The 21,059-nt window shown below is 62.9% G+C and carries 17 protein-coding genes and 1 tRNA gene; 14 read left to right on the top strand and 4 right to left on the bottom strand.

What is annotated here, in order from left to right; genetic code table 11:
* Positions 1 to 93 precede the first annotated feature (93 nt).
* The 4 genes from ABE543_RS03385 to ABE543_RS03370 all read right to left on the bottom strand — a co-directional run bounded on the left by ABE543_RS03385 (position 94) and on the right by ABE543_RS03370 (position 4,320).
* Positions 94 to 1,617, bottom strand: a complete 1,524-nt coding sequence (locus tag ABE543_RS03385) for a PH domain-containing protein (protein ID WP_262218952.1) — start codon at positions 1,615 to 1,617, stop codon at positions 94 to 96.
* Positions 1,614 to 2,114, bottom strand: a complete 501-nt coding sequence (locus tag ABE543_RS03380) for a PH domain-containing protein (RefSeq protein WP_053517123.1) — start codon at positions 2,112 to 2,114, stop codon at positions 1,614 to 1,616. Before ABE543_RS03380 ends, ABE543_RS03385 begins: the two co-directional genes overlap by 4 nt.
* A gap of 74 nt (positions 2,115 to 2,188) precedes the next feature.
* Positions 2,189 to 3,325, bottom strand: a complete 1,137-nt coding sequence (ribA, locus tag ABE543_RS03375; RefSeq protein ID WP_346475311.1) for a GTP cyclohydrolase II RibA — start codon at positions 3,323 to 3,325, stop codon at positions 2,189 to 2,191.
* Between the two features lie 74 nt (positions 3,326 to 3,399).
* Entirely contained in the window at positions 3,400 to 4,320 is a 921-nt protein-coding gene (locus tag ABE543_RS03370; RefSeq protein WP_346475310.1) for a lauroyl acyltransferase, read from the bottom strand.
* A gap of 61 nt (positions 4,321 to 4,381) precedes the next feature.
* On the opposite strand from ABE543_RS03370, the gene dtd reads away from it, so the two are divergent.
* The 14 genes from dtd (at position 4,382) to ABE543_RS03300 (ending at position 20,504) form a co-directional block, all read left to right on the top strand.
* The gene (dtd, locus tag ABE543_RS03365) at positions 4,382 to 4,822 is read left to right on the top strand and encodes a D-aminoacyl-tRNA deacylase (RefSeq protein WP_053517128.1); all 441 of its coding nucleotides are present in this window, start codon (positions 4,382 to 4,384) and stop codon (positions 4,820 to 4,822) included.
* Between the two features lie 92 nt (positions 4,823 to 4,914).
* A complete protein-coding gene (gene rpoD / locus ABE543_RS03360) occupies positions 4,915 to 6,768 on the top strand; it encodes an RNA polymerase sigma factor RpoD (RefSeq protein ID WP_053517130.1) in 1,854 nt (617 codons plus the stop codon).
* Between the two features lie 199 nt (positions 6,769 to 6,967).
* Positions 6,968 to 8,368 (top strand): type II toxin-antitoxin system HipA family toxin YjjJ, encoded by a 1,401-nt coding sequence (yjjJ, locus tag ABE543_RS03355; protein WP_197600775.1) that lies wholly within the window; start codon positions 6,968 to 6,970, stop codon positions 8,366 to 8,368.
* Between the two features lie 65 nt (positions 8,369 to 8,433).
* Positions 8,434 to 8,509, top strand: a tRNA-Ile gene (locus tag ABE543_RS03350).
* A gap of 176 nt (positions 8,510 to 8,685) precedes the next feature.
* Positions 8,686 to 9,900 carry an integrase arm-type DNA-binding domain-containing protein gene (locus ABE543_RS03345; protein ID WP_154264544.1) on the top strand — a complete coding sequence of 405 codons (1,215 nt, stop codon included), beginning with the start codon at positions 8,686 to 8,688 and terminating at the stop codon, positions 9,898 to 9,900.
* Positions 9,901 to 10,023: 123 nt separating this feature from the next.
* Positions 10,024 to 10,233 (top strand): hypothetical protein, encoded by a 210-nt coding sequence (locus ABE543_RS03340; protein WP_154264543.1) that lies wholly within the window; start codon positions 10,024 to 10,026, stop codon positions 10,231 to 10,233.
* Positions 10,226 to 10,456 carry a hypothetical protein gene (locus ABE543_RS03335; protein WP_071227852.1) on the top strand — a complete coding sequence of 77 codons (231 nt, stop codon included), beginning with the start codon at positions 10,226 to 10,228 and terminating at the stop codon, positions 10,454 to 10,456. The genes ABE543_RS03340 and ABE543_RS03335 overlap by 8 nt, the downstream gene beginning before the upstream one ends.
* Entirely contained in the window at positions 10,456 to 11,142 is a 687-nt protein-coding gene (locus tag ABE543_RS03330) for a hypothetical protein (protein WP_154264542.1), read from the top strand. The genes ABE543_RS03335 and ABE543_RS03330 overlap by 1 nt, the downstream gene beginning before the upstream one ends.
* Positions 11,143 to 11,708: 566 nt before the next feature.
* Complete coding sequence (locus tag ABE543_RS03325) at positions 11,709 to 12,641, top strand: DUF6387 family protein (RefSeq protein ID WP_154264541.1); 933 nt, start codon at positions 11,709 to 11,711, stop codon at positions 12,639 to 12,641.
* Positions 12,642 to 12,980: 339 nt separating this feature from the next.
* Complete coding sequence (locus tag ABE543_RS03320; RefSeq protein WP_154264540.1) at positions 12,981 to 13,235, top strand: hypothetical protein; 255 nt, start codon at positions 12,981 to 12,983, stop codon at positions 13,233 to 13,235.
* A 226-nt stretch (positions 13,236 to 13,461) separates the two neighbouring features.
* Positions 13,462 to 14,157 carry a phage antirepressor N-terminal domain-containing protein gene (locus ABE543_RS03315; protein ID WP_154264539.1) on the top strand — a complete coding sequence of 232 codons (696 nt, stop codon included), beginning with the start codon at positions 13,462 to 13,464 and terminating at the stop codon, positions 14,155 to 14,157.
* Positions 14,158 to 14,684: 527 nt separating this feature from the next.
* Positions 14,685 to 15,185: a hypothetical protein gene (locus ABE543_RS03310; protein ID WP_164192978.1), complete on the top strand. Its 501-nt coding sequence runs from the start codon at positions 14,685 to 14,687 to the stop codon at positions 15,183 to 15,185.
* A 1,401-nt stretch (positions 15,186 to 16,586) separates the two neighbouring features.
* Positions 16,587 to 18,263, top strand: a complete 1,677-nt coding sequence (locus ABE543_RS03305) for a D-Ala-D-Ala carboxypeptidase family metallohydrolase (protein WP_346475309.1) — start codon at positions 16,587 to 16,589, stop codon at positions 18,261 to 18,263.
* 3 nt (positions 18,264 to 18,266) lie between these two features.
* Positions 18,267 to 20,504 (top strand): hypothetical protein, encoded by a 2,238-nt coding sequence (locus ABE543_RS03300; protein WP_346475308.1) that lies wholly within the window; start codon positions 18,267 to 18,269, stop codon positions 20,502 to 20,504.
* The last annotated feature ends 555 nt before the right edge of the window (positions 20,505 to 21,059 follow it).

Raw genomic sequence — 21,059 nt, 5'->3', positions numbered from 1 at the left:
ATGTAGAGCCGAGCCCACGCTCGGCTGTGGCAAGGCGAGCATGGGCTCGGCTCTACAGTAGATCCACGCCAGGCGTGGAAGGGCGGCAACGGATCACCAGCGCAGCTTGCGGCGCGGCAGCGCGGCGGCCAGCTGCGCCATCAGCGCCCGTGCCTGTGCGTGCGGCAGGTAATGCAGCGCCAGGGCCACATCACCATGCGCGCCTGCGGTGTCCAACTGCAGGCTGGCCGTGCCCAGCAGCCTGTCCAGCGGTGAGCGCTGCAGGCGCAGGCCCTGCAGCTTGTCCAGTTCCGCCCAGCGCCACCAGCGCCTCCACCATCCGCCGCGCACCGCGACGTAGCGATCATCCAGATGCCAGCCCATGCGCGCCATCTGCCGATGGGCGACCCACAGCGCGACCGGCAGCCAGCCCAGCACCAGCAGGCCGGGTGTTCCCCAGCGCCAGTACATCGCGGCGGCCAGCAACGGCACCAGCAGTACGCTGCCCAGGCACAACCGCCACCAGCCGCGCTGCGGCACCGGCTGCCAGTGCGCGGGCGGCCACTGCAGCTGAGGCAGCAGGTGCTGCACCAGATGATCGCAGTCGGCGGCCGGTGCCAGCGGCGCGAGTTCGCGCAGCGCCCGATCTTCCTCGCGGGTGGGGCCGCCGGCAGCGCTGTCAATCTGCAGCTGGCGCCGCCCGAACCAGCGTTGCAGGGTGCCTTCACGCAGGGTCCAGGCCTGGATGCGCCGGCGCGCCACGCTGCTGCGCGTGCGGCTGAGCAGGCCTGCCGCGACCGTCAGCCGGTGTTCCTGCTCGGTCAGGGTGAAGCCGGCATAGCGCAGCAGGGCCAGCACCACCGACAGCAGGCGCATCAGCAGCCAGCCTGCGACCAGCACCAGCGCGGCCAGGATCAGCAGGCCGGCAAGGCCCTCGTGCAGCTGGCTGGCGTAGCCGAACGCCTCGCGTCCTCCGCTGGAGATCACGCCGTCCAGCGAACGGCGCGGGATCACCTGCAGCAGCGCACCGATGGCGGCGGCGAACAGCACCCAGCCGCGGTTGGACAGCAGGCCCAGCCGGATCACTTCGGCCGTGGACATGCGCAGCAGGACTTCATCGGTCGGGTCGGCGGTGGCAGCCGGTGCGTTGCCAGGCGCCTTTCCGCGCTGCTTCACCAGCTGCTCAAGTGCCAATGCCTGGTCCAACCGCAGCACCCGCATCTCTGCCTCCGGGCGCACGCCGCCGGCCGACTCCAGGCGCAGCTCGGCCACGCCGAACAGCCGGTGCAACGGGTTCTGCCGCACTTCCACGTTGTGGATGCGGGCGAAGGGAATTTCCCGGCGGTTGCGCGCAAGCAGCCCGCTGCGCACGGTGATCGCATCACTGCCGATGCGGTAGCGGTAGCTCAGGTACTGCAGCACCGAGACCACCACCAGCGCGGCGATGGCCAGCAGCGGCATCAGCTGCGCCCACAGCGGGTCGCGGTCGCCGCGCTGGCCGAACACCAGCAGCGCGACCAGCGGCAGGAAGTAGTGCCGCAGCTGCATCAGCAGCACGAACAGCCATGACCAGGGGTGCAGGCGCTGTTCGTCGCCGCCGCGTGGCAGCGGGGGCGGCAGGGGCGGTGGCTGGCTCACAGGGCGTCGGCGTCCTGGTCGAGCTGGTGGGCCAGGGTGTCGCGCAGGCGTTCGGCGTCGGCATCATCCAGGCCGCTGACAGTCACTGCACTGAGGCGGGTGCCTGCGGTGTGCACGATCAGCGTCGCCAGGCCGGCACGCCGCTCCAGCGGACCACGGCGCAGATCCAGGTGCTGCACGCGCGAGACCGGTACCTGCGTTTCGGTCTGCCACATCAGGTCCCTGCGCAGGCCCAGGCCCTGTGCGTCCAGGCGCCAGCGTGTGCGGGTCAGGCGGCGATGGCCCAGCCACGCGCCGAACAGGGCGCCGACCAGCAGGCCCGACGCTGCACCCCACAGCCCGGCAGGCAGATCGAAGAACCACCACGCGGCTGCCAGCGGTGCGCCTGGCACGAACAGTCCACCGAATGCGCCTTCCAGCGCAGCCAGGCGTGCGGCGCGGGCCGGCAGCGGCTGCCAGTCGTTGATGGGCACAGCAGGAAGAGGCTGGTCGGTCACACGGGCTCCGTCGGGCGGCAGGGCAGGCGGGGCGGCCGCAGCCGCACCGCGCAGACGGTAGCAGGTCGGGCGCGCTACTGCGCCGCCTGGATCAGTGCATCGACATCGAGCAGATGGCCGGCACGGTCGGCCTTGGTGCGCAGGTAGTGTTCGTTCTCGGCCGTGATCTCGCCAGTGACCGGAATGCAGTCCAGCACTTCGATGCCGGCATTGCGCAGGCGCTGTGCCTTGGTCGGATTGTTGCTGAGCAGGGCCACGCGGCTGATGCCCAGGCCGCGCAGCATCGCCACGGCGCTGCCATAGCGTCGCTCATCGGCGCCGAAGCCCAGTTGTGCATCGGCGTCGATCGTGTCCAGCCCGTCGTGCTGGTAGCCATAGGCGCGCATCTTTGCAGCGATGCCCGTTCCCCGGCCTTCCTGGTCCAGGTACAGCAGCACGCCGCCGCCCAGTTCCTTCAGTTTGCGCAGACCGCGTCGCAGCTGGTCCCCGCAGTCGCACTTGAGCGAACCGAACAGGTCGCCGGTCAGGCACGAGGAGTGCACGCGTACCGGCACCACGGCAGACAGGTCCGGGTCGCCGACGATGATCGCCACCTGGTCGCGTTGTGCAACGCCGCCGCGGAACACCGCGAAGGTGGTCATGCCGACATCGCGCAGCGGTACCGGCGAACGGGCGACCAGCTCATAGTCGTGGGCGGCGTGCGCCGCACCTTCGGCCAGGTCGCACAGGGCGACGTCGGCGGTGCCGTCGAAGGTCGCATCATCCACATCCAGGCGCACCGCGACCATGGCCGGCAGCAGCAGGCCCAGGCGGGCCAGTTCAACCGCGCCGGCATCGAAGGCATCGCCTGCGGTCCAGTGAGCCGGCATCGGCCCGGGCTCGCGCAGGTAGCCCAGCGTCGGCAGGGCGTCGAAGGCGATACCGGCCAGCGGCAGGCGCACACCGTCAGGTGCCTCCACCCCCAGCACGCGGGCGCGGGTCGCCGTCAGGAACAGGTAATGACGCTCGCGCGCTGCGCTGGCAAAGGCGGCAAAGCTGCTGGCGGTGGCGCTGTCCAGCGCGATCACGGCCAGGCGTTGGCCCTGGCCGTCGTGAAGCAGGACCGGGCGACCGGCGCGCAGTTCCGCGACCGCGCGCTCGCAGCGGATCGCGGCCGGGTCGCCGAACAGGGAGGAGGCAGCAGGCATGGCAGGACCGGGGGAGGCGGACATCGCAGTCTCTATGGGGGCGCCGGCGTCGTATTCAACGTGCTGCGGCCGCCGGTCGCAGGGCGGCACGGCGGGACTCAGTGCGGGTGTTCCTCGGTCGCGTAGGGATCATTCTCGCCGCTGCCCGGTGGCCGCAGCGTATAGCGCTTGTAGGTCCACTGGTACTGCGCCGGATCGCGGCGGGCGATGCGTTCGATCCCGGCGTTGAGGGCGGTGGCCGCAGTCTGCGGGTCCGGGTCGGCCACTGCGGGGTCGGCCGGCTCGACGTGCAGGGCGAATTCCATGTCCGGCCCGATGCGCTCGCACCAGCCATACAGGACGATGGCGCCGGTGCGTTCGGCCAGGCGGTTGACCAGGGTCATGGTCAGCGCCGGCACACCGAAGAACGGAACGAACACGCCGTCACCGGCCTTCGGCTGCTGGTCCGGCAGGATGCCGGTGGCGCCACCATCCTTGAGTACCTTGAACAACTGGCGCACCGCCGGGCCCTCGGCGCGCACCTGCTGCACGTTCTGGCCACCCCGCACCAGCTGCAGGAACGCGTCGCTGGCTTCATCCTCCGGCGGCTTGTAGACGATGGCGATCTGTCCGCGCGAGGCCAGCCACTGGTTCAGCAGCTCCCAGTTGCCGAAGTGCGGCGCGGCCACGATCACGCCCCTGCCGCTGGCCAGCGCCGCGTCATACAGCGCTTCACCGTGACGCTGCTTCAGGTGCTGGCGCAGGTTCTCGGCCGGCGGGCGGCTCCACAGGCGCAGGGTCTCGATGGCCTGCAGGGCGGTGGAGCGCAGCAGATCGCGATGCAGGCGCTCGCGCGCAACGGGGTCCAGATCCGGGTAGGCCAGCTCCAGGTTGCGGCGGGTGACGCGACTCTCACGGGCGTTGAGACGGATCCAGGCCCAGGCCAGGGCCTGCGCGACGCCGCGCAGCAGCGGCCAGGGCAGGCGCGTGAACAGGGTGGTGGCGCGATAGGCCAGCCGGGCTTTGCGTTGCGGGTTCATCCACGCAAGTTTAGCCAAGGGCGCTGCTATCGTGGCCGGCCCCCTGACCGGAAACCCACAGATGCTCGTCCTGATCCAACGCGTCAGCCAGGCCGCCGTCCACGTCGATGGCGAGGCCGTCGGCCAGATCGGCCCAGGCCTGCTGGCCCTGGTGGGGATGGAGCCGGGCGACACCGAGCCGCAGCTGCAGCGCATGGCCGAGCGCCTGCTGGGCTACCGGGTGTTTGCCGATGAAGCCGGGAAGATGAACCGCTCGCTGCGCGATACCGGCGGCGGCCTGCTGCTGGTCAGCCAGTTCACCCTGGCGGCCGACACCCGGTCGGGCATGCGCCCCAGCTTCACCACTGCGGCACCGCCGGCCGAGGCTGAACGCGGGTTCAATCGATTTGTCGACATCTGCCGTGAAAATCACGCGCCGGGGGTGGAAACGGGCCGCTTTGGTGCCCATATGATCGTCAGCCTGGTCAATGATGGTCCCGTGACCTTCCTTCTCAGGCCCTGAAGCCGCCGGGACCACCGCCCGGCAGGCGGGGCCCCGGGCTGGTATAATGCTACGTTCCCTATTTCCTACCCAGCCGGTGGCGCGAGCACTACATGGCCAACGAACGTCCTGCCCAATCCGAAATCAAGCAACTGATCAGCAAGGGCCTGGAACAGGGCTACCTGACCTACGCCGAAGTCAATGACCATCTGCCGGACGACATGGTCGATCCGGAACAGATCGAAGACATCATCGGCATGATCAACGGCATGGGCATTGATGTCCATGAAGTTGCGCCGGATGTGGAGACTCTCCTCCTCAACGACGGCAACACCGGCAACCGCGAAGTCGACGACACCGCGGCCGAAGAAGCCGCTGCCGCGCTGAGCGCGCTCGACACCGAAGGTGGCCGTACCACCGACCCGGTGCGCATGTACATGCGCGAAATGGGTACCGTCGAGCTGCTGACCCGCGAAGGCGAAATCGCCATCGCCAAGCGCATCGAAGAAGGCCTGGGCCAGGTGCAGGCCGCACTGGGCCAGTTCCCGGTGTCGGTCGAATCGCTGCTGTCCGATTACGAAGCCCACAAGGAAGGCAAGAAGCGCCTGGCCGAAGTGATCGTCGGCTTCAACGACCTGACCGACGAAGAGCCGGCTCCGCCGGCGGCCGCCGCCGATGACAGCGACGATGCCGACGCCGAAGCCGACGAGGACGAGGACGATGATGTCGACGGCGCCGATGAGGAAGCCGCACCGACCGGTCCGGACCCGGAGGAAGTCGCCGCGCGCATGCAGGCGCTGAGCGATGCCTTCAATGCCTTCAAGAAGGCCGCCGGCAAGGGCGACAAGAAGAACCTGCCGCGCCTGCGCGAAGAGATGTCGGCCGTGTTCGTCACCCTGAAGCTGCCGCTGCCGCTGACCGACGTGCTGACCAAGCAGCTGCGCGACACCATGGCCGAGATCAAGAGCCATGAGCGCCGCGTGCTGAACCTGGCCACCGTCACCGCGCGCATGCCGCGCAAGGATTTCATCCGCTCCTGGGAAGGCAACCAGACCAACCTGGAGTGGGTGGAAGACGCACTGAAGCGCAAGCAGAAGTGGTCGTCGGCGCTGCGTGAGGTGAAGGACCAGATCATTGCCGAACAGCAGGCCACGATCGACATCGAGAAGCTGACCCAGCTGGACCTGGAAGAGCTGAAGGAAATCAGCCGTGCCATGGCCTACGGTGAAGCCAAGGCGCGCAAGGCCAAGAAGGAGATGGTCGAGGCCAACCTGCGCCTGGTGATCTCGATCGCCAAGAAGTACACCAACCGTGGCCTGCAGTTCCTCGACCTGATCCAGGAAGGCAACATCGGCCTGATGAAGGCCGTGGACAAGTTCGAGTACCGCCGCGGCTACAAGTTCTCCACGTATGCGACCTGGTGGATCCGCCAGGCCATCACCCGCTCGATCGCCGACCAGGCGCGCACCATCCGTATTCCGGTGCACATGATCGAGACGATCAACAAGTTGAACCGCATTTCCCGCCAGATGCTCCAGCAGTACGGCCGCGAGGCCACGCCGGAGGAGCTGGCCAAGGAAATGGACATGCCGGAAGACAAGATCCGCAAGGTGATGAAGATCGCCAAGGAGCCGATCTCGATGGAAACCCCGATCGGCGACGACGAGGATTCCCATCTGGGCGACTTCATCGAGGACACCAATGTGGAGTCCCCGATCGAGAACACCACCAACATCAATCTGTCTGAAACCGTGCGTGACGTGCTGGCCGGCCTCACCCCGAGGGAAGCCAAGGTGCTGCGCATGCGCTTCGGCATCGACATGAACACCGACCACACGCTGGAAGAGGTCGGCAAGCAGTTCGACGTGACCCGCGAGCGCATCCGCCAGATCGAAGCAAAGGCGCTGCGCAAGCTGCGTCACCCGAGCCGCTCGGAACAGCTGCGCAGCTTCCTGGATATCGATTGATTCCAGCGGTTGTGTCGTGAACTGGAAAACCCCGCTTCGGCGGGGTTTTTCTTTTTTTTCGTAAATTAATTCGTAATTTAATTCGGATGGTGAAACCGCGCGACCCTATGGCAATCAATGGATTGTGTTGACCGGAGCCTTGCGCATCGCCTCACCATGTGGCAAGAATACGTAAATTAACTCGTAACGATATTGGTGCATGGCCCGTCCCCGCACTCACCTGGTCAACGACCTGCTGGAGCGCCTGCCCCCCGGGCAGGTGGTGCCGGCGGCCGATCTTCTGGCGGGCCTTGGGATCACTCGCACGACCCTGGGGCGGCTGGTCGCCGACGCGGGAGGCGCGGTGGTGCGGCTGGGCCGCACCCGGGCCACTGCCTACGCCCAGCGCCAGGACACCCCCGCCGGCAGCGAATGGCCTCTCTTCCGCATGCGCGAAGATGGTCGTCTGGAAGAGCTGGGGCAGGTCGTGGCACTGCGCGGCGACACCTTCTACGTTCAGACGCAAGGGGATCGTCCGAATCTTGTCCGCCCGCCCGAGGGCGACATCATGGGTCACTTCCCGGGCCTGCCCTGGTATCTGGATGACCTGAGGCCACAGGGATTCCTGGGAAGAACGTTCGCCCACCGACGCGGACGTGAGCTTGGCCTCCCTGAGGACATCAACCGCTGGCAGCTTGGCGACACCCTTCAGGCGCTGGTGCGCGCAGGTGGTACCGATGTCGGCAATCTGCTGCTGGGCGGGGACGCGGTTTCGTCTGCTCTTGCGACGATGGACACACCGCCGGACCGCGTGCGCAGCGAGGATCGGCAGCAGCGCTATCCCGAATGGGCAACTGCTGCGCTGGAAGGCGAAGATGTCGGCTCCTCGCCCGGCGGCGAACAGCCCAAGTTCACCGCGACGGTCGAGCACGATGGCGGCCGCTATGCCGCGCTGGTGAAGTTCGCCCTGCCGGGCGCGGGGGAGGCTGCCGAGCGGTGGGCAGACCTGTTGGTCTGCGAGCATCTGGCGCTTGAGGTTCTGCGCGAGGCGGGTGTATCTGCAGCAGAATCGTCGCTCATCCAGACCGACAGCCACACCTTCCTGGAGGTGAAGCGGTTTGACCGCTCGCCGGGCACACTGGGACGGCGTGGATTCGTGTCGCTGTTGGCCCTGTCCTCGGCGTATGTGGGTGACGTAACCATGGATTGGGGGCAGGCGGGTGAGCAGTTGCTGGCGCAGCGGTGGATCCATCAGGAGACCGCAACCGCCCTGTCGCGGCTGCACGCCTTTGGGCAATTGATTGGCAATACCGATATGCATCAGGGCAACGTCGGCTTCCATCTGCTGGATCGCGGGGCGTTGCCGCTTGCCCCTGCCTACGACATGCTGCCGATGTCCCTGGCCCCCTCGCGAACCGGCGTTCTGCGGGCGACAACGCCGCTTCCCCCGGTCGCACCACGGCGCGCAGGCCAATTGGATCACCTGCACTGGGCGGCTCCGCTGGCGGTAGATTTCTGGGAGCGGGTAGCAGCGTCGGGCCTGCTGCGGTCCAAGGTGCTGCTGGAGGTGGCCGGACAGAATGCAGCTCGGGTCCGGGCCATGGGGAACCGTTTCGGCTGAGGCACGCTTCTGCGGCCGGTCGGTGGCGAGAGAAGGCCTGACTCAACTACACTTTCCCGTTGCACGGGCCTATAGCTCAACGGTTAGAGCAGAGGACTCATAATCCTTTGGTTCCAGGTTCGAATCCTGGTGGGCCCACCACATTGACGTCCAGCGAAGTCCAGAGACGTCCGAAAAACCCTTGATTTGCTTGATTTAAGCCCTGCGAGGCGTCCATAGCTGTCCAGCGGCATCCACTTGCATCCACAAAAAAAGTGAGTCAGGCTGTGTGTCAGCGGGCTAGACGCCCCTAGACGACTCACAGGCGCTCGACTCACATGCTGACCGACACCAAGTTGCGCTCGCTCAAGCCGAAGGCCAGGCCCTTCCGTGTGGCTGATGCCAACGGCTTGTGCATTGAAGTGCGCCCCTCGGGAGCCAAGGTGTGGCGCTACCGCTACCGCTATCTGGGAAAGGCCAGCATCGTCACGCTCGATGAGTACCCGTCGATGTCGCTGCAGGCTGCACGCGTCGAGCGCGACCGTCTGCGCTCGCTGCTGCGCGGCGGAGCCAATCCCGCTCAGGTGGCGAGGGTCGAGAAGGCGGCGCAAGGGGAGCGGGCCGCGAACACCTTCGGAGCCATCGGCTTGGAGTTGCTCGCCAAGCGGACGAAGGAAGGCCTTTCTCTTGGATCGGTCGTGCGTGAGCGTCGTCTGATCGAGAAGGACCTTGCTGGGCTCGCGGACTTGCCTATTGGGGACATCACGGCCCCCTTGCTACTGGCTGCACTGCGGAAGTTGGAACAGCGCGGTGTCGTAGAAACCGCGCATCGCGCCCGCGCGCATGCTGGTCGGGTCTTCCGCTACGCCATTGCTACGGGTCGTGCAGACCGTAATCCCGCTCAGGACCTCACAGGAGCGCTTGAACAGCCTCAGACCAAGCACTTCGCCAGTGTGACCGATCCCGCCGTCATAGGTGGCCTCCTGCGCGCGCTGTGGGGCTACCAAGGAGCGCTAGTCACGCAAGCCGCTCTAAAGCTAGCCCCGATGGTGTTTGTCCGCCCGGGTGAGCTTAGGCAGGCGAAGTGGGCTGACATCGACCTTGATGCAGCAGAGTGGCGCTACGTCACCAGCAAGACCAAAACGCCGCACATCGTCCCTCTGTCCGATCAGGCCGTTGCGGTTCTGCGGGAGCTTTACCCGTATACGAAGCGGAGCGAATTTGTCTTCCCTGGCGTCCGCAGCGCGTTGAAGCCAATGAGCGAGAACACGCTGAACGCGGCGCTGCGAAACCTTGGCATCGACTCAGACACGATGGTTGGCCATGGCTTCCGAGCGATGGCAAGAACCGTGCTGGACGAAGTGCTTGGCTATCGCCCGGACTACATCGAGCATCAGCTGGCGCATGCCGTAAAGGATCCGCTTGGGCGGGCCTACAACCGGGCAACCCACCTGCCGGAACGCCGGAAGATGATGCAGGCCTGGTCTGACTATCTCGACCAGCTGCGCGTTACAGAACCGAACGTGCTGGCCTTCAAAGCCAAGCGCGCCTAATCACCGGAGATAGGCCTTTAAGGAGGGCCGGACAAAGAAGCACAGCGGCATAAACAAAGCGGCCGAGAAAGGGGCGGGAACCCCTAGCTCGGCCTACCACAACCGACTATTGGAGAGTCGATCATGGATTGCAGCATTGTACTTGTTGCGCCTGAACGGGCGCGCTCGGCCGAAATCCGGCCCACACTTCCGGCCGTACTGGCCAGCAGCAGGATCGTCCGCGCTTGCCACGGCTGGCTCAGCGCCCACGACGACCTCAATACCTACCGAGTCTGCCTCGCACTTTTCGCCGCCGCACTGGCCCTCGAATTCTGGGGGCGCGCCAATGGCTAAGCGCAATCAAGGCGAGTCGGCGGCCCTGAGCAGGGAAGATGCCCTTTTCCAGGCGCTGAACTCAGCAAGCCTTGCCATGGGTGACATTGAGGGGATCTGCCAACTGCTCTTCAACGAGCAATCGATGTTCGAGGCAGATTTCCCGGCTCCGATAGCTGCTGCCATCAGCATGATCCGCGAGCGGGCTTCTGCTGCAGGAAACGCGATGCAGGAGGTGCTGTGATGCTCAGCTCGACTGTAGCGAGGGCTACGCAGGAAAAGGATGTACTCGAAGTCCGTATTGAGGCGCTGCTTGAAGCTGGCGTACCGATCCGAACTTTGATCGGACATCAGCTCTGCAGCATAGACTGGCTTGCTGCTCGAATCGACCACAAGTTCCGGCTTTGCTATCCCGGCGAGTGCGGTGAAGTGATTGTTGAGTCCGTTTCTGCAGCCAGGCTCCTCACTCGTGGCAGGGAGCTAGGTTGGCATCCGCTGGATGAAGAACCGTTTGAGCTCGGATGGCCAGACCTCTTCAAGGAACCGCTTTATCACTACCGACAAGGCGTGCATTGGTACGCGACCGCTATCTCGGATACGGACCGGATGCTCCCACTCGGGTTTCCTAAGTCTGTCCTGGAGAGAGACAGACTAGCGACGGAAGCAGCGGCTAAGAGGGCTGAAAGTCGATTGCGTCGCCAGCAGAAGGCGAGGGACAGAGCCTTGGCTGCCAAAGACCGCCAAGCTGATCTGGACAACTTGACGCGTATCTCAGGACGGATGCTGCAGGAGGCTGCACAGGCCGGACGCCCTATTTCAGTTTCGACCGCGCGGCGAAGGGCAAAGGCATGGATGCACCAATGGGAGAAGGACGTTGCCACCGTCATGAAACGCTTCACAGATAGCCAGGAGGGCAACCATGGCCAGTAATGCAAGTAGGTTCAGGCGGCCGGTCCGATTCAATCGGACCCGTGCAAACCCCATCCATCGCTTGCCCTTCTACCGCCAGAGCCATGCCAAGGTCGGCGACTACTGGAGGATGCCGGAAGCCCGTGGGCATCTGATGGGCCGGGAGGTTGGGAGGGTCTGCTGCATCGCCTTCCTCCAAGCTCTCAGGGCGGCTGCAGCGGACCCGCGCACTAGCGGGAGTGCCCATCTCGCCGATATTGTCTGCTCCGTGGCTGAGGCTCACGGCGGTAGCGTTGGGGAAGTACACAAGGGGATCTTAGAGGGCTTCTTTGGGTGCGGATCGCCGCTTATAGAGGCCTTGCTTCGCGGTATGTGCGCTGACAAGGGTGTTGAAGAGGTTTACACAATGGACCAACTGGAGGCAGCACTCACCGACCTGTCTTCTGTCAGTGTTGAGGAGTACGCAGGAAGGCGTAACGTTCCTGTCCGGTCGCTGATCCCTGATAGGTCTGATCATCCCGCCTTTGAATTGTCACCCATGGATATAGGGCCTCGGTAAGAGGCAGTTTCAATTGAGGAGGAACTACGTGGCCCGCACGAAATCCGCCAGCCGAATTCCCGACTGGTTCGATCTGAATGCTTACGGCGATTTGACGGACTTCGCTACCGAGGACTGGTTGAATCTCCTGGTTGAGCTCTCCATCGTGAGTGACGTCAGCGAGATCCTGCACTCTGTTGTAGAGGATGACGCTGAGCATCGAGTGGAGCTCGAAAAGATGTTCAGCACACTTCAGAAGAGCCTGGGAAGGCAGGGGCACGAGTGGTGGAAGGAAAAGTATGCCTCCAACCCAGAGATCTACGCCTTTGGGAGCGTTGCATCGATCACCAATTGGACGGTCGCGCAAATGGCAGCGCGTCTAGAAAAACTGGAGGGTTCCCAGGAATTGGTTGGTAGCTCTCGACGCGTCATCGAATGTGAGCTAAGTGCGGATTACGAAGCGTGGCTGGAAGCTAAGGAACAGGTCCGGACCTATGAGGAATTCGGTCGTATACCGTTCTTTGTCGCGCTCCGTGACTCCCCTGAGTTCGCTAAGTCTGCACTGCCTTTGACCAACAATAGGGCTGTCGCGATTGATCTAAGCGTTCCAGATGCAACCATTCGGCAGGACTTTGATAAGTGGCTGGCGGCGATGAGACAGCTAGACAGTCATCGTGCGGCCAAGCGCCCGTTCTCTCGAGCGGACTATTCCCGCTGGATACAGAGTGGCTACGTGCCACTGCTTGTACTGGATCACTGGCGTCGACTCACGGGGGACAAGATCACTTACGGGGACATGTGCGACGCGGCGTTTCCAGTCGGGCGTAGAGTCGAGGTTGATGACATCCGAAAGACTCTGCTGCCGAACGCTCGAGCCTGGGCTTCCAAGGAAAATATAGAGGCTTTGGCAGTTCAGGCTGCGAATGAGGATGCGGCACAGATGCAGGAAAATTCAGGGGCGGAGAAATCTTCCGGAAAGTAGAGGTGTCGCAATACGGCCGGAACAAAATGAGGGCCTCATTTGGCCCTTCTAGTGGAGATGCTGTGTGCTTAGTTTTACATCCGCCCGGACACGGCCGGGCGGGTGCGGACGCCGGTTCGTACCCATCTAACAGGTACGGACAATGGTCATTTCCACGAACGCTCTCGACCCCCTACTCCACCGAATCCCCGACGCCTGCCGCCGGCTCAGCGTCAGTCGGACGACCCTCTACGAGTTGATCAAAGCGGGCGAGATCCGCTCAGTCAAAATTGGAACTCGATCCCTGATCCCTGAGGTCGATCTCCAGCGAGTGCTGTCCTCCAGACTGGAGGCCGTGCGATGAGCGGATTCGATTTCTCCGATCTGAGCCCAGATCAGCGACGTCTGCTGGACCTCGGTGGCTGGACCGCAGATCACCCCCATGCCGAGACCAAGCCCGGCCGTAAGGATGCCTGGGGCTTGATCGAGCGCGGGCTCCTTCTCGCTGTCAGCGTTCGGAGGCGTGACAGCTACGGCGCTTACTCCCTCACCGAGTACCGGGTGCCGGACACGGCTCGCCGGGCGTGGGCTCAGCATAAGGAGACCTCGGTATGACCTCCGATGCTATCCGGCTTGGGCGCGTGGCCGCTCAGGGCCGAACCCTAATGCGCCTGCCAGAGGTGATCGCCGCTTGCGGCATGTCCCGCTCTCTCATCTACAAGATGGCGAAGGAAGGCCGGTTTCCCCGCCCGATTCGAGTGGCTGCCCGCTTGTCTGCCTGGGACTCGGAGGCGGTGCGGTGCTGGATCGACTCCCGTTGTGAAGAGGGGAGGGCAGCCTAATGGCCACTGGAATCGTGCACGTCGATTTCCACGGTGCCGAACTCATCGGCCGTCTCCATCAGGGACAACCCTTTGTGGCCATGCGGCCCATCGTGGAAGGCATGGGGCTGGATTGGTCCAAGCAGCTCGAGAAGCTGAAATCTCACCCCGTGTTGGCCCGGCAACTGTCTGCCTTAAGGGGGATGGTTGCCGGTGATGGCAAAGGTCGCCAGATGCAGGCGTTGCCCTTGTCTAGGCTCCCGTTCTGGCTGGCCACAGTGAACCCTAACAAGGTGAAGGCTGCCATCAGGGAGCGAGTGATTCTGTTCCAGGAGCAGGCGGCCGACGTTCTCGCGGCGGCATTCCTCTCGAATGGCACTAGGCAGGATGCGGCAATGGCAAAGCGCGTTGCAGGCACCGTGATGTGCCGGATCCTGCACGACACGCTAGTTGGGCTGGGCCGGGACCCGAAGGGTTACGACTACGCCACCGAGCATCGACTCGTGAATCACTGCATCACTGGGGTCTTTGGCGGCGTCTGTGAGGACTCGCTTTCCACAAACCAGCTCAAGCTGCAGCAAGAGCTCAGGATGCAGAACGCGGTGTGGATCGGGCAGGGCAGGCCATATCGTGAGCGCAAGCCTCTCCTTGAGCAGCATGCAGCCATTTGGTGCAGCTCTCAGCAGATCGGTTGGGAGGCCTCAAATGCTTCCTAGCGCGACTGACAGGCTATTGCATTGCGCCAGCGGTCTCCTCGTCTCGCCGAGTACTGGGGAGCTATGGAGCGCCTGCGGGCGGACAGTAGGCCGGAGATACCGTGACGGGTACATCAGGGTCATTCACCGCCGGGCAGGTGGTTCCTGCACAACCTGGTATGCCCACAGGCTCGTGTGGGAGGCCGTCCACGGTCCTGTACCCAAGAGGATGGAGGTGGACCACCTCGATGGTGATTCGTCGAACAACAGGCTGGACAACCTGCAATTGGTGACTGGTTCGGAGAATCGCCGCCTTCAACGCGCACGGAACATAGCCAAGTTCGGCAGCCCCTCCTCCCAGTGCAAGCTCAGCGTTGCAGAGGTTGAGGCGGTCTTGCGTACGGTTGGAATCGTTCCAACCAAGGTTTGGGCGCGCCGCTACGGCGTGAATAGTTCAACTATCAGGTGCATCCGCCAGAAGAAGACTTGGCGTCACGTGGATGCAGGGACGACCTGCAGAACTAAACGTCCTAAGCGCGGCTGAGGCCGTGTTCCTTGCCCTTGGGGGGCACATGCACAGTACAAGCCAAGACCGCGCCCAGCGGTCTCCAGAGGGCGGCGCAAGCTATGGCCAGGCGCAACCCAAGAAGAACACTGACAGGCGGCGCCAGAAGCTCGTAGGGCGGTCGAAGGGCGCGCCGTTCCTGATGCTTGAGCACAGGATTTCCGACTCGCCGGAGTTCGGCCAGCTATCTGGTAACGCCGTAAAGCTGCTGCTGGAACTGGCCCGGCAGTACAGGCCTGGCAAAAACGGCGATTTGAGCATCCCCTGGTCGATGCTCTCGACCCGTGGTTGGAGGAGCAAGGCGACCGTGCACGGCGCCAAGCTTGAGCTCCTCGCCGCAGGCTGGATCATCGAGACGCGCAAAGGTGGCAAGAACATGTGCAGCCTGTATGCGCTGACCTATTACGCCGTCGATGAGTCCGAAAAGCACCTTGAGCCAGCGACCGTAACTCCACCGAATCTGTGGAGGAATCGCAATGGGTAGTCGCTATGTGGGCCAATGTGGTCGCTATGCAGGCCAATCCCGCTTTGAGTTGGCCCACATAGAGACCTACGAGGTCGCAATGCAGGCCAGTCAGGCGGTTATCCACAGTGCCCCGAGGTCGCTATGTGTACACCCTTCTAGATATATACCAAGCGGAGCGTGCTCTTCTTGCTTCAAGGCATTGGCTTTAGGGCTTCAGGCCACGGCGGTCGTTTCTGGATGCCTCCAAGTAGAAGCGCGAACCGGTTCGCGAGGCGGAGTAGTCCGTCTGGCGGACGGGTCGTGCTGGGAGGCCGACCATGGCATCTCGAGAACATGAGCGGTACTTGGAGATGGTGCTGCTGGAGAACGAGACAGTCGATTTGGTTGTGAGGAGCATCGCTGGTGCGTTTGGCTTCGGGGTGCCAACACGGCCCGCAATCCGGCATGCGACGAGGCGGAGTCCCAGCGAGGAGTGCTGCCCGGATGACGGTGCGTACCTGCCTATCCATCGGGTGCACTCGATTGAGCAGGCCGCATCCAAGTACCTGCCGACGCAGGCGGCGGCTCGCAAGCAAGCGCTGGATAGGTTCAGCCCGAGGGATCGCCAAGCGGTGCTGGATTTTGATCAGTTGGCAATGATGCGCTCGTCGGCTGCGGCTGATCGTACTCGCCAGCTACGGAGCTGGAAGACGCAGGGCTCGCTTACGGCCGCGCCTGTCAGGGGGCCGGGCAGGCTGGTGCTGCATGCACTGACGGACGCGCAACTGGACGGTCCACTTGCTGCCTGGCTGATGCTGTATGCCATCGGTGACGAGAGACGCTGGCCGTTGGTCTGTATGCACATGACTGCATGCGGCCATCCGGAGTGGGCTGCGTTGGAGGCGGCGCGGAGATTGCTGGTGAGTCGGCCTCAGCGGTCCTATCGGGAGTCGGCGAAAGGCCAGGCCCTCCAAGAACAACGGTTTCGTACCGAGGTCCAGTCGGCTGAGAGGCGCCTGCTTGAATGGCTGAGTCGCGCCAGCCGGAGAGTCGCCGCTGCCATGGGGAGCGCTTGCGAGTGAGGGACAGAAGCGCCGCAGCGTTGTCTTGAGGGCCTACGACAGACTGGATCGCGATAGGGAGTTCAACCGACGCAATATTGCGTCCGTTACCTACATCGACGTTAAGGGCGAGGTGAGGCGAGCAATCCAAATGACCAAGGTCGAATTCATTCGTGAATGGACGGCATTAGACCTAGGTGGACGCGGGAGTCAGAAACACCCAGATCCCGACCTATCTAGTAGGACCCCACGTCCCCCCAAGGGCGGGTCCAGGCGGCAGCCCCCGAGAGCTGCCGCCTTCTTTTTTTTCCGATGAAGGCGCGCCAGGCGCCCCTTCCCACTCGCAGCCAAGCGACTACAGGCGGAGCTCCCGAATCTAATGGCCACCTTCTATGAATCTTTTGCTCAAGGCATGCAGAACGGTCTTGAGCGCCAAAAGGCAGTCACGCAGCGCAACATGCTGGCAGAGTTGCAGCAGCTGGCACCCAAGGTCATCGCGGGAGATTTGCCCGCGACCGATCGGGCGTTCGCCCTTGATCCGAAGACCGCGCAGGCCTATCAGACTGAAGGAGGCCGTCAGCACGAGAAGCTGATTGGTTTGGCGAAATCCCTGAAGCAGTACGCCAACAGCCCTCAGATGCAGGCGGGTATCTATCGCAGCGCAGTTCCTTACCTCAAAAGGAACTTCGGCGCAGAGATCCCCGACCAGTTCGATGCCACTACGGTGATGCCCATCGTTGAGCAGGTCCTCTCGGTAGCGAACAACACCCCAAACATCAGCGGTCAAACGCCTACCGATGTTCGCTCCTTCGAAATGATGACTACAGGGCTGTCGCCGGAACAGAAGGAAGAGGCACGCCAGATCCAGCTTGGCTTGAAAGGACGAGCCTCCAACGCTGGTTATGGATTCTTCGAATTCCAAGGAGCGGACGGTCTTAAGCGCATGGGCCGGAATAACCCGCGTACGGGATCGCGTGAGGTGTACGACGAGTCCACTGGGGAATTTGTGCCGCTGGGCGGCATTACTGGGATGGGCACTGCTCCGCAAGCCCCGACTAGTCCGCAGCCTGTAGCTACTCCGGCAGACGGCAATCACTTCGCGGCATTCAGCCAATTGGCGACTGAATTCCCGTCTGTGACCATGACCAGCGGTGTGCGCTCTGCCGAACGGAATGCCCAGGTCGGGGGTCAGCCCAACAGTCAGCATCTCACTGGCACGGCTGCAGACTACACCGTCCCGAACAACCTCAAACCGGCATTCCTCTCTCGTGCGCGCCAGCTTGGCTATCACGCCATCGATGAGGGCGATCACATCCACCTGCAGCTCCCCCGTGGCGCATCCAACAATATCAATCCGGCACTTGCAGTTGGCCGCAGTCCCGAAGATCAGGCTGCGCGTACTGCGCAGGCTACGACGAATGTGGAGAACGCCAACTTCCCGAACAAGCTCAATCAGGAGCGTCAGCTGCAGGATGTGAAGACTCAGGGGGCGATCACTCAGGCAGCCGGAACAGCAGCGGCGGAAGCACAGGCCAAGGACGCAGCACAGCGCCCGAAGCGAATCCAGCAGTACAGGCAGGCTCTGACTGCCGCCGGGAACGTGGAAACGTCTCTGGACAAGGCGCTCGGTCTAGTAAGCCCATATTCGACTGGCTTCGTAGGCGCTCGCTCTCGTGGCGTTGAGGGGAGCCCCTCCTACAACCTGGCTGCAGAATTGGAAACCATCAAGGCCAACCTTGGCTTCGACAGGCTGCAGCAGATGCGCGATTCGTCGCCCACGGGCGGTGCGCTCGGCGCCATCGCGGTACAGGAGCTGGTTGCGCTGCAATCAACGATTGCCAACCTCGATCCCAATCAGTCTGAGGCTCAGATCAGAGACAACATTGAGCGTGTAAAGACACACTACAAGAAGTGGAGGTCCGCGGTGGAACAGTCCTTGGCGGACGAGGAGCGGGCTCAGAGCGCAGCGCCCGCTGTAGGGGCTGGCCAGCACTACGGAGGCGCAGCTCCTTCATCAACGCCATCTTCTTCCAACTACAGCAATCTCTGGAACTGACCAATGGCCAAGAAATGGGTTGACGTGGCCGCTTCCCCTGCCTACCAGGCCCTTGCGCCAGAGCAGCAGGAGGAGGCTCGTAATCAATACTGGAACGAAGTTGTTGCTCCGCATGTGCCTGCTGCTGAGCATGCTCAGGTGCGCCAGGCCTTCGACAGCGATACATCGAGAACCGTCAATTGGCCGGATCAGGCTCCGTTGGATGTAAACGTGACCGGTGGCATTCCTGCGCCGGCCGATTTCTCTGGAGTGACATCCAGCATATCCAGCACCGCTGATGGCCGTCAGGCTGATGGCTGGATGCCTGGTGCCGGTCGTGACTTTGCATTCGGCGTTCGCTCGGCTCTGCAGGGCGCTGGTGGCTTGCTAGGAGCTGTCGGCGGTGACGCCTTCAACAACTATGTCGCCAATCCAGTGGCGCGTGCTGTGGGCCTTCAGGAGTCGCGCCCGTACCGAGAAGAGGCTGCAGCTTTGGCAGATCGGCTTGGCCTCCCCAAGGCCCAGACTGGCGCTGATCGTGTATTGGGTGATGTTGGTGAAGCGCTGGCGGGAACCGGCCTCACTATGGGCGCTGGTGCTGGGATCAATGCGCTAGCCAGCCTTGGGCGAAACGCAGCAATACGAACTCCTGGATACGTGGCGCCCGTCAAGAACAAACTTGCCGAGTTCCTGACCGTACAGCCGGGACTACAGACGGCATCCGCTATCACCGGGTCTGGCGCATCGTCCATCGCCCGCGAATCCGGCGCATCGCAAAAGAACCAGCTCTTGGCCGGTCTTGCTGGTGGTCTTGCACCCGGAGTAGCAACAGCAGGCGGTGCTGCTGCACTTCGCGGCGCAGTCCGTGGCGGCTCTGGCGAAGGTATGCAGAACACGCTTGCAGACTTCCAGGCCCTGGGAGCCACGCCTTCCGTTGGGCAGGCCGCAGGGCCCGGCTGGGTTCAGGGGTTGGAGGGGCTCCTTTCCAAGGGGCCTACCAGTGGCGGCGTATTTGGCCGATTTGCAGAGAACCAGGCGGATCGGATTGGCGCAGGGCTGAATGCGAAGGCTTCCAACCTTTCGCCCAATCCAGGCTCAGAGAACGCTGGCCTTGCAATTGAGAGGGGTATGGATGCCTTCAAGGGTGATACAACCGCAGTGAAGCGCGCGTTGTATTGGGCGGTTGATCAGCAGATCCCGGGGTCTTCGCCGACGCCGATGGCGAACACGCAGCGGATGCTTCAGCGTTTGACCACCCCCAATCCGAGTGCTAAGGCGACGACTGGCGATCTTATCCAGCCAAGCATGATCCGGCTTCGGGACAACTTGGAAGCCGATCTCCAGGCGAACGGCGGCAACTTGCCGTATGAGGCCCTGAAGCGTATCCGTACCGATATTGGCGAGCAGATCGGACGTTCGTCGCCGCTCAATCCATCCACTGACTTGCAAGAGTTGAACAAGGTCTATTCCGCATTGTCGGAGGACATGCTGGCTGCGGCGAAGAATAACGGTCCTGCAGCAGTGAAAGCCGCTGCGAGGGCGAACAACTACACAAGGAACGTGGCTGAAAGGAATGACCTGGTCCAGCGTGTTCTGGACAAGAAGGGAGGACCGGAGAAGGTCTACCAGGCGGCTATGTCTGGAACCAAGGACGGGGCAACCACTCTTCGTGCCGTTATGTACTCGCTTCCGAAGGAAGAGCAAAAGGCGGTTTCTGCAGCCGTAATCAAGCGGATGGGGCTAGCCACTCCGGGGAATCAGAACGTAGAAGGCGACGTTTTCAGTTCGTCCACTTTCATGCGCAACTGGAATGACCTGAGTGAGGAGGCTAAGGCGGTGCTGTTCGGTCGCTATGGCAAGGACTTCAAGGAGTCCATGAACCAAGTCGCCAAGGTTGCCAACAACATCAAGCAGGGAGCCAAGGTCTATGCGAACCCGTCTGGGAGCGGTGACAAGGTTGCAGCAATTGCGTATTGGGTTGGGCTGCTAAACGCTCTTGGCAGCGGTCACTTCAGGACGGCAACGGGAGTTGCATTGGGCGGCGCGTCTGCAAATGTGGTATCTCGCCTCTTGACCAGCCCAATTGCCGTCAAGTGGCTCGCGCAGCAAACGAACATGCCAAAGGGCGCGCTAATCCCGCAGGCGATCCTGCTTCAAAAGCAAGCTGCAGCAGCTGGTGATACTGATCTTGAGGAGATTGCAAAGGCTCTAGAAGAGCAGGTCCGAAGCGATCAACCAAATGCCAGCAATCAACAGAGATAGAGCTAGCGCAATCGATAGAAAGACCTTCCAGCCATCAATCGAGCTGGAGGCGACTTCCTTCTCATGCTCTCGCTGGAGCCAATCCTTCGGCTGGCCGCCGATGTTGGAGAGGTCGAACTTTCCCTTGCTCATCTGGTCACTCCATGGGCTGCGTGATTTTCCGGTCATCGATGCTTCTCAGCGCATGATGACTCGTCAGTCTGCAGGCAGCAGACATAAGACCAGTCCTCCGTGCTGTCTCTTCTTCTAGCCTGCGCGGCATCCCAGGCAATGGCTCCGCACTGTTCTAGCCCAACAGCCGTGCCAAGGAACAGCTCATTCGGCTCCGCAGGTGGCTCCTTGCCTTCGTAGTAGTAGACGTTGAAGGTCTGAGTTTCAAGCTGCTTGCAGGTGAATCGAGAGTATTCCTTGCAGGAGTCTCGCTCGCAGCCCGTGAGGGCGAATAGCAGAGCGAAGGAGGCCGCCGTCAGAGCGGGAGTAGTCAGTCTCCGCAGGCATCTGGTGTTCATAGCTCCTCCTTGAGTCGCCAAATCGTAGCACCAGCAGGGCGCCCCC

It is taken from the genome of Stenotrophomonas sp. TWI169 (assembly GCF_039674705.1).
Lineage (GTDB): Bacteria > Pseudomonadota > Gammaproteobacteria > Xanthomonadales > Xanthomonadaceae > Stenotrophomonas > Stenotrophomonas maltophilia_P.
Note: the sequence above shows the minus strand (reverse complement) of the source record. Positions and strands in the feature narration are given on the sequence as shown.

Coding starts and splice junctions, on each gene's coding strand:
- ribA (WP_346475311.1), bottom strand. CDS start 3,325: ATGTCCGCCTCCCCCGGTCCTGCCATGCCTGCTGCCTCCTCCCTGTTC.
- ABE543_RS03370 (WP_346475310.1), bottom strand. CDS start 4,320: ATGAACCCGCAACGCAAAGCCCGGCTGGCCTATCGCGCCACCACCCTG.
- dtd (WP_053517128.1), top strand. CDS start 4,382: ATGCTCGTCCTGATCCAACGCGTCAGCCAGGCCGCCGTCCACGTCGAT.
- rpoD (WP_053517130.1), top strand. CDS start 4,915: ATGGCCAACGAACGTCCTGCCCAATCCGAAATCAAGCAACTGATCAGC.
- yjjJ (WP_197600775.1), top strand. CDS start 6,968: ATGGCCCGTCCCCGCACTCACCTGGTCAACGACCTGCTGGAGCGCCTG.
- ABE543_RS03345 (WP_154264544.1), top strand. CDS start 8,686: ATGCTGACCGACACCAAGTTGCGCTCGCTCAAGCCGAAGGCCAGGCCC.
- ABE543_RS03340 (WP_154264543.1), top strand. CDS start 10,024: ATGGATTGCAGCATTGTACTTGTTGCGCCTGAACGGGCGCGCTCGGCC.
- ABE543_RS03335 (WP_071227852.1), top strand. CDS start 10,226: ATGGCTAAGCGCAATCAAGGCGAGTCGGCGGCCCTGAGCAGGGAAGAT.
- ABE543_RS03330 (WP_154264542.1), top strand. CDS start 10,456: ATGCTCAGCTCGACTGTAGCGAGGGCTACGCAGGAAAAGGATGTACTC.
- ABE543_RS03320 (WP_154264540.1), top strand. CDS start 12,981: ATGAGCGGATTCGATTTCTCCGATCTGAGCCCAGATCAGCGACGTCTG.
- ABE543_RS03315 (WP_154264539.1), top strand. CDS start 13,462: ATGGCCACTGGAATCGTGCACGTCGATTTCCACGGTGCCGAACTCATC.
- ABE543_RS03305 (WP_346475309.1), top strand. CDS start 16,587: ATGGCCACCTTCTATGAATCTTTTGCTCAAGGCATGCAGAACGGTCTT.
- ABE543_RS03300 (WP_346475308.1), top strand. CDS start 18,267: ATGGCCAAGAAATGGGTTGACGTGGCCGCTTCCCCTGCCTACCAGGCC.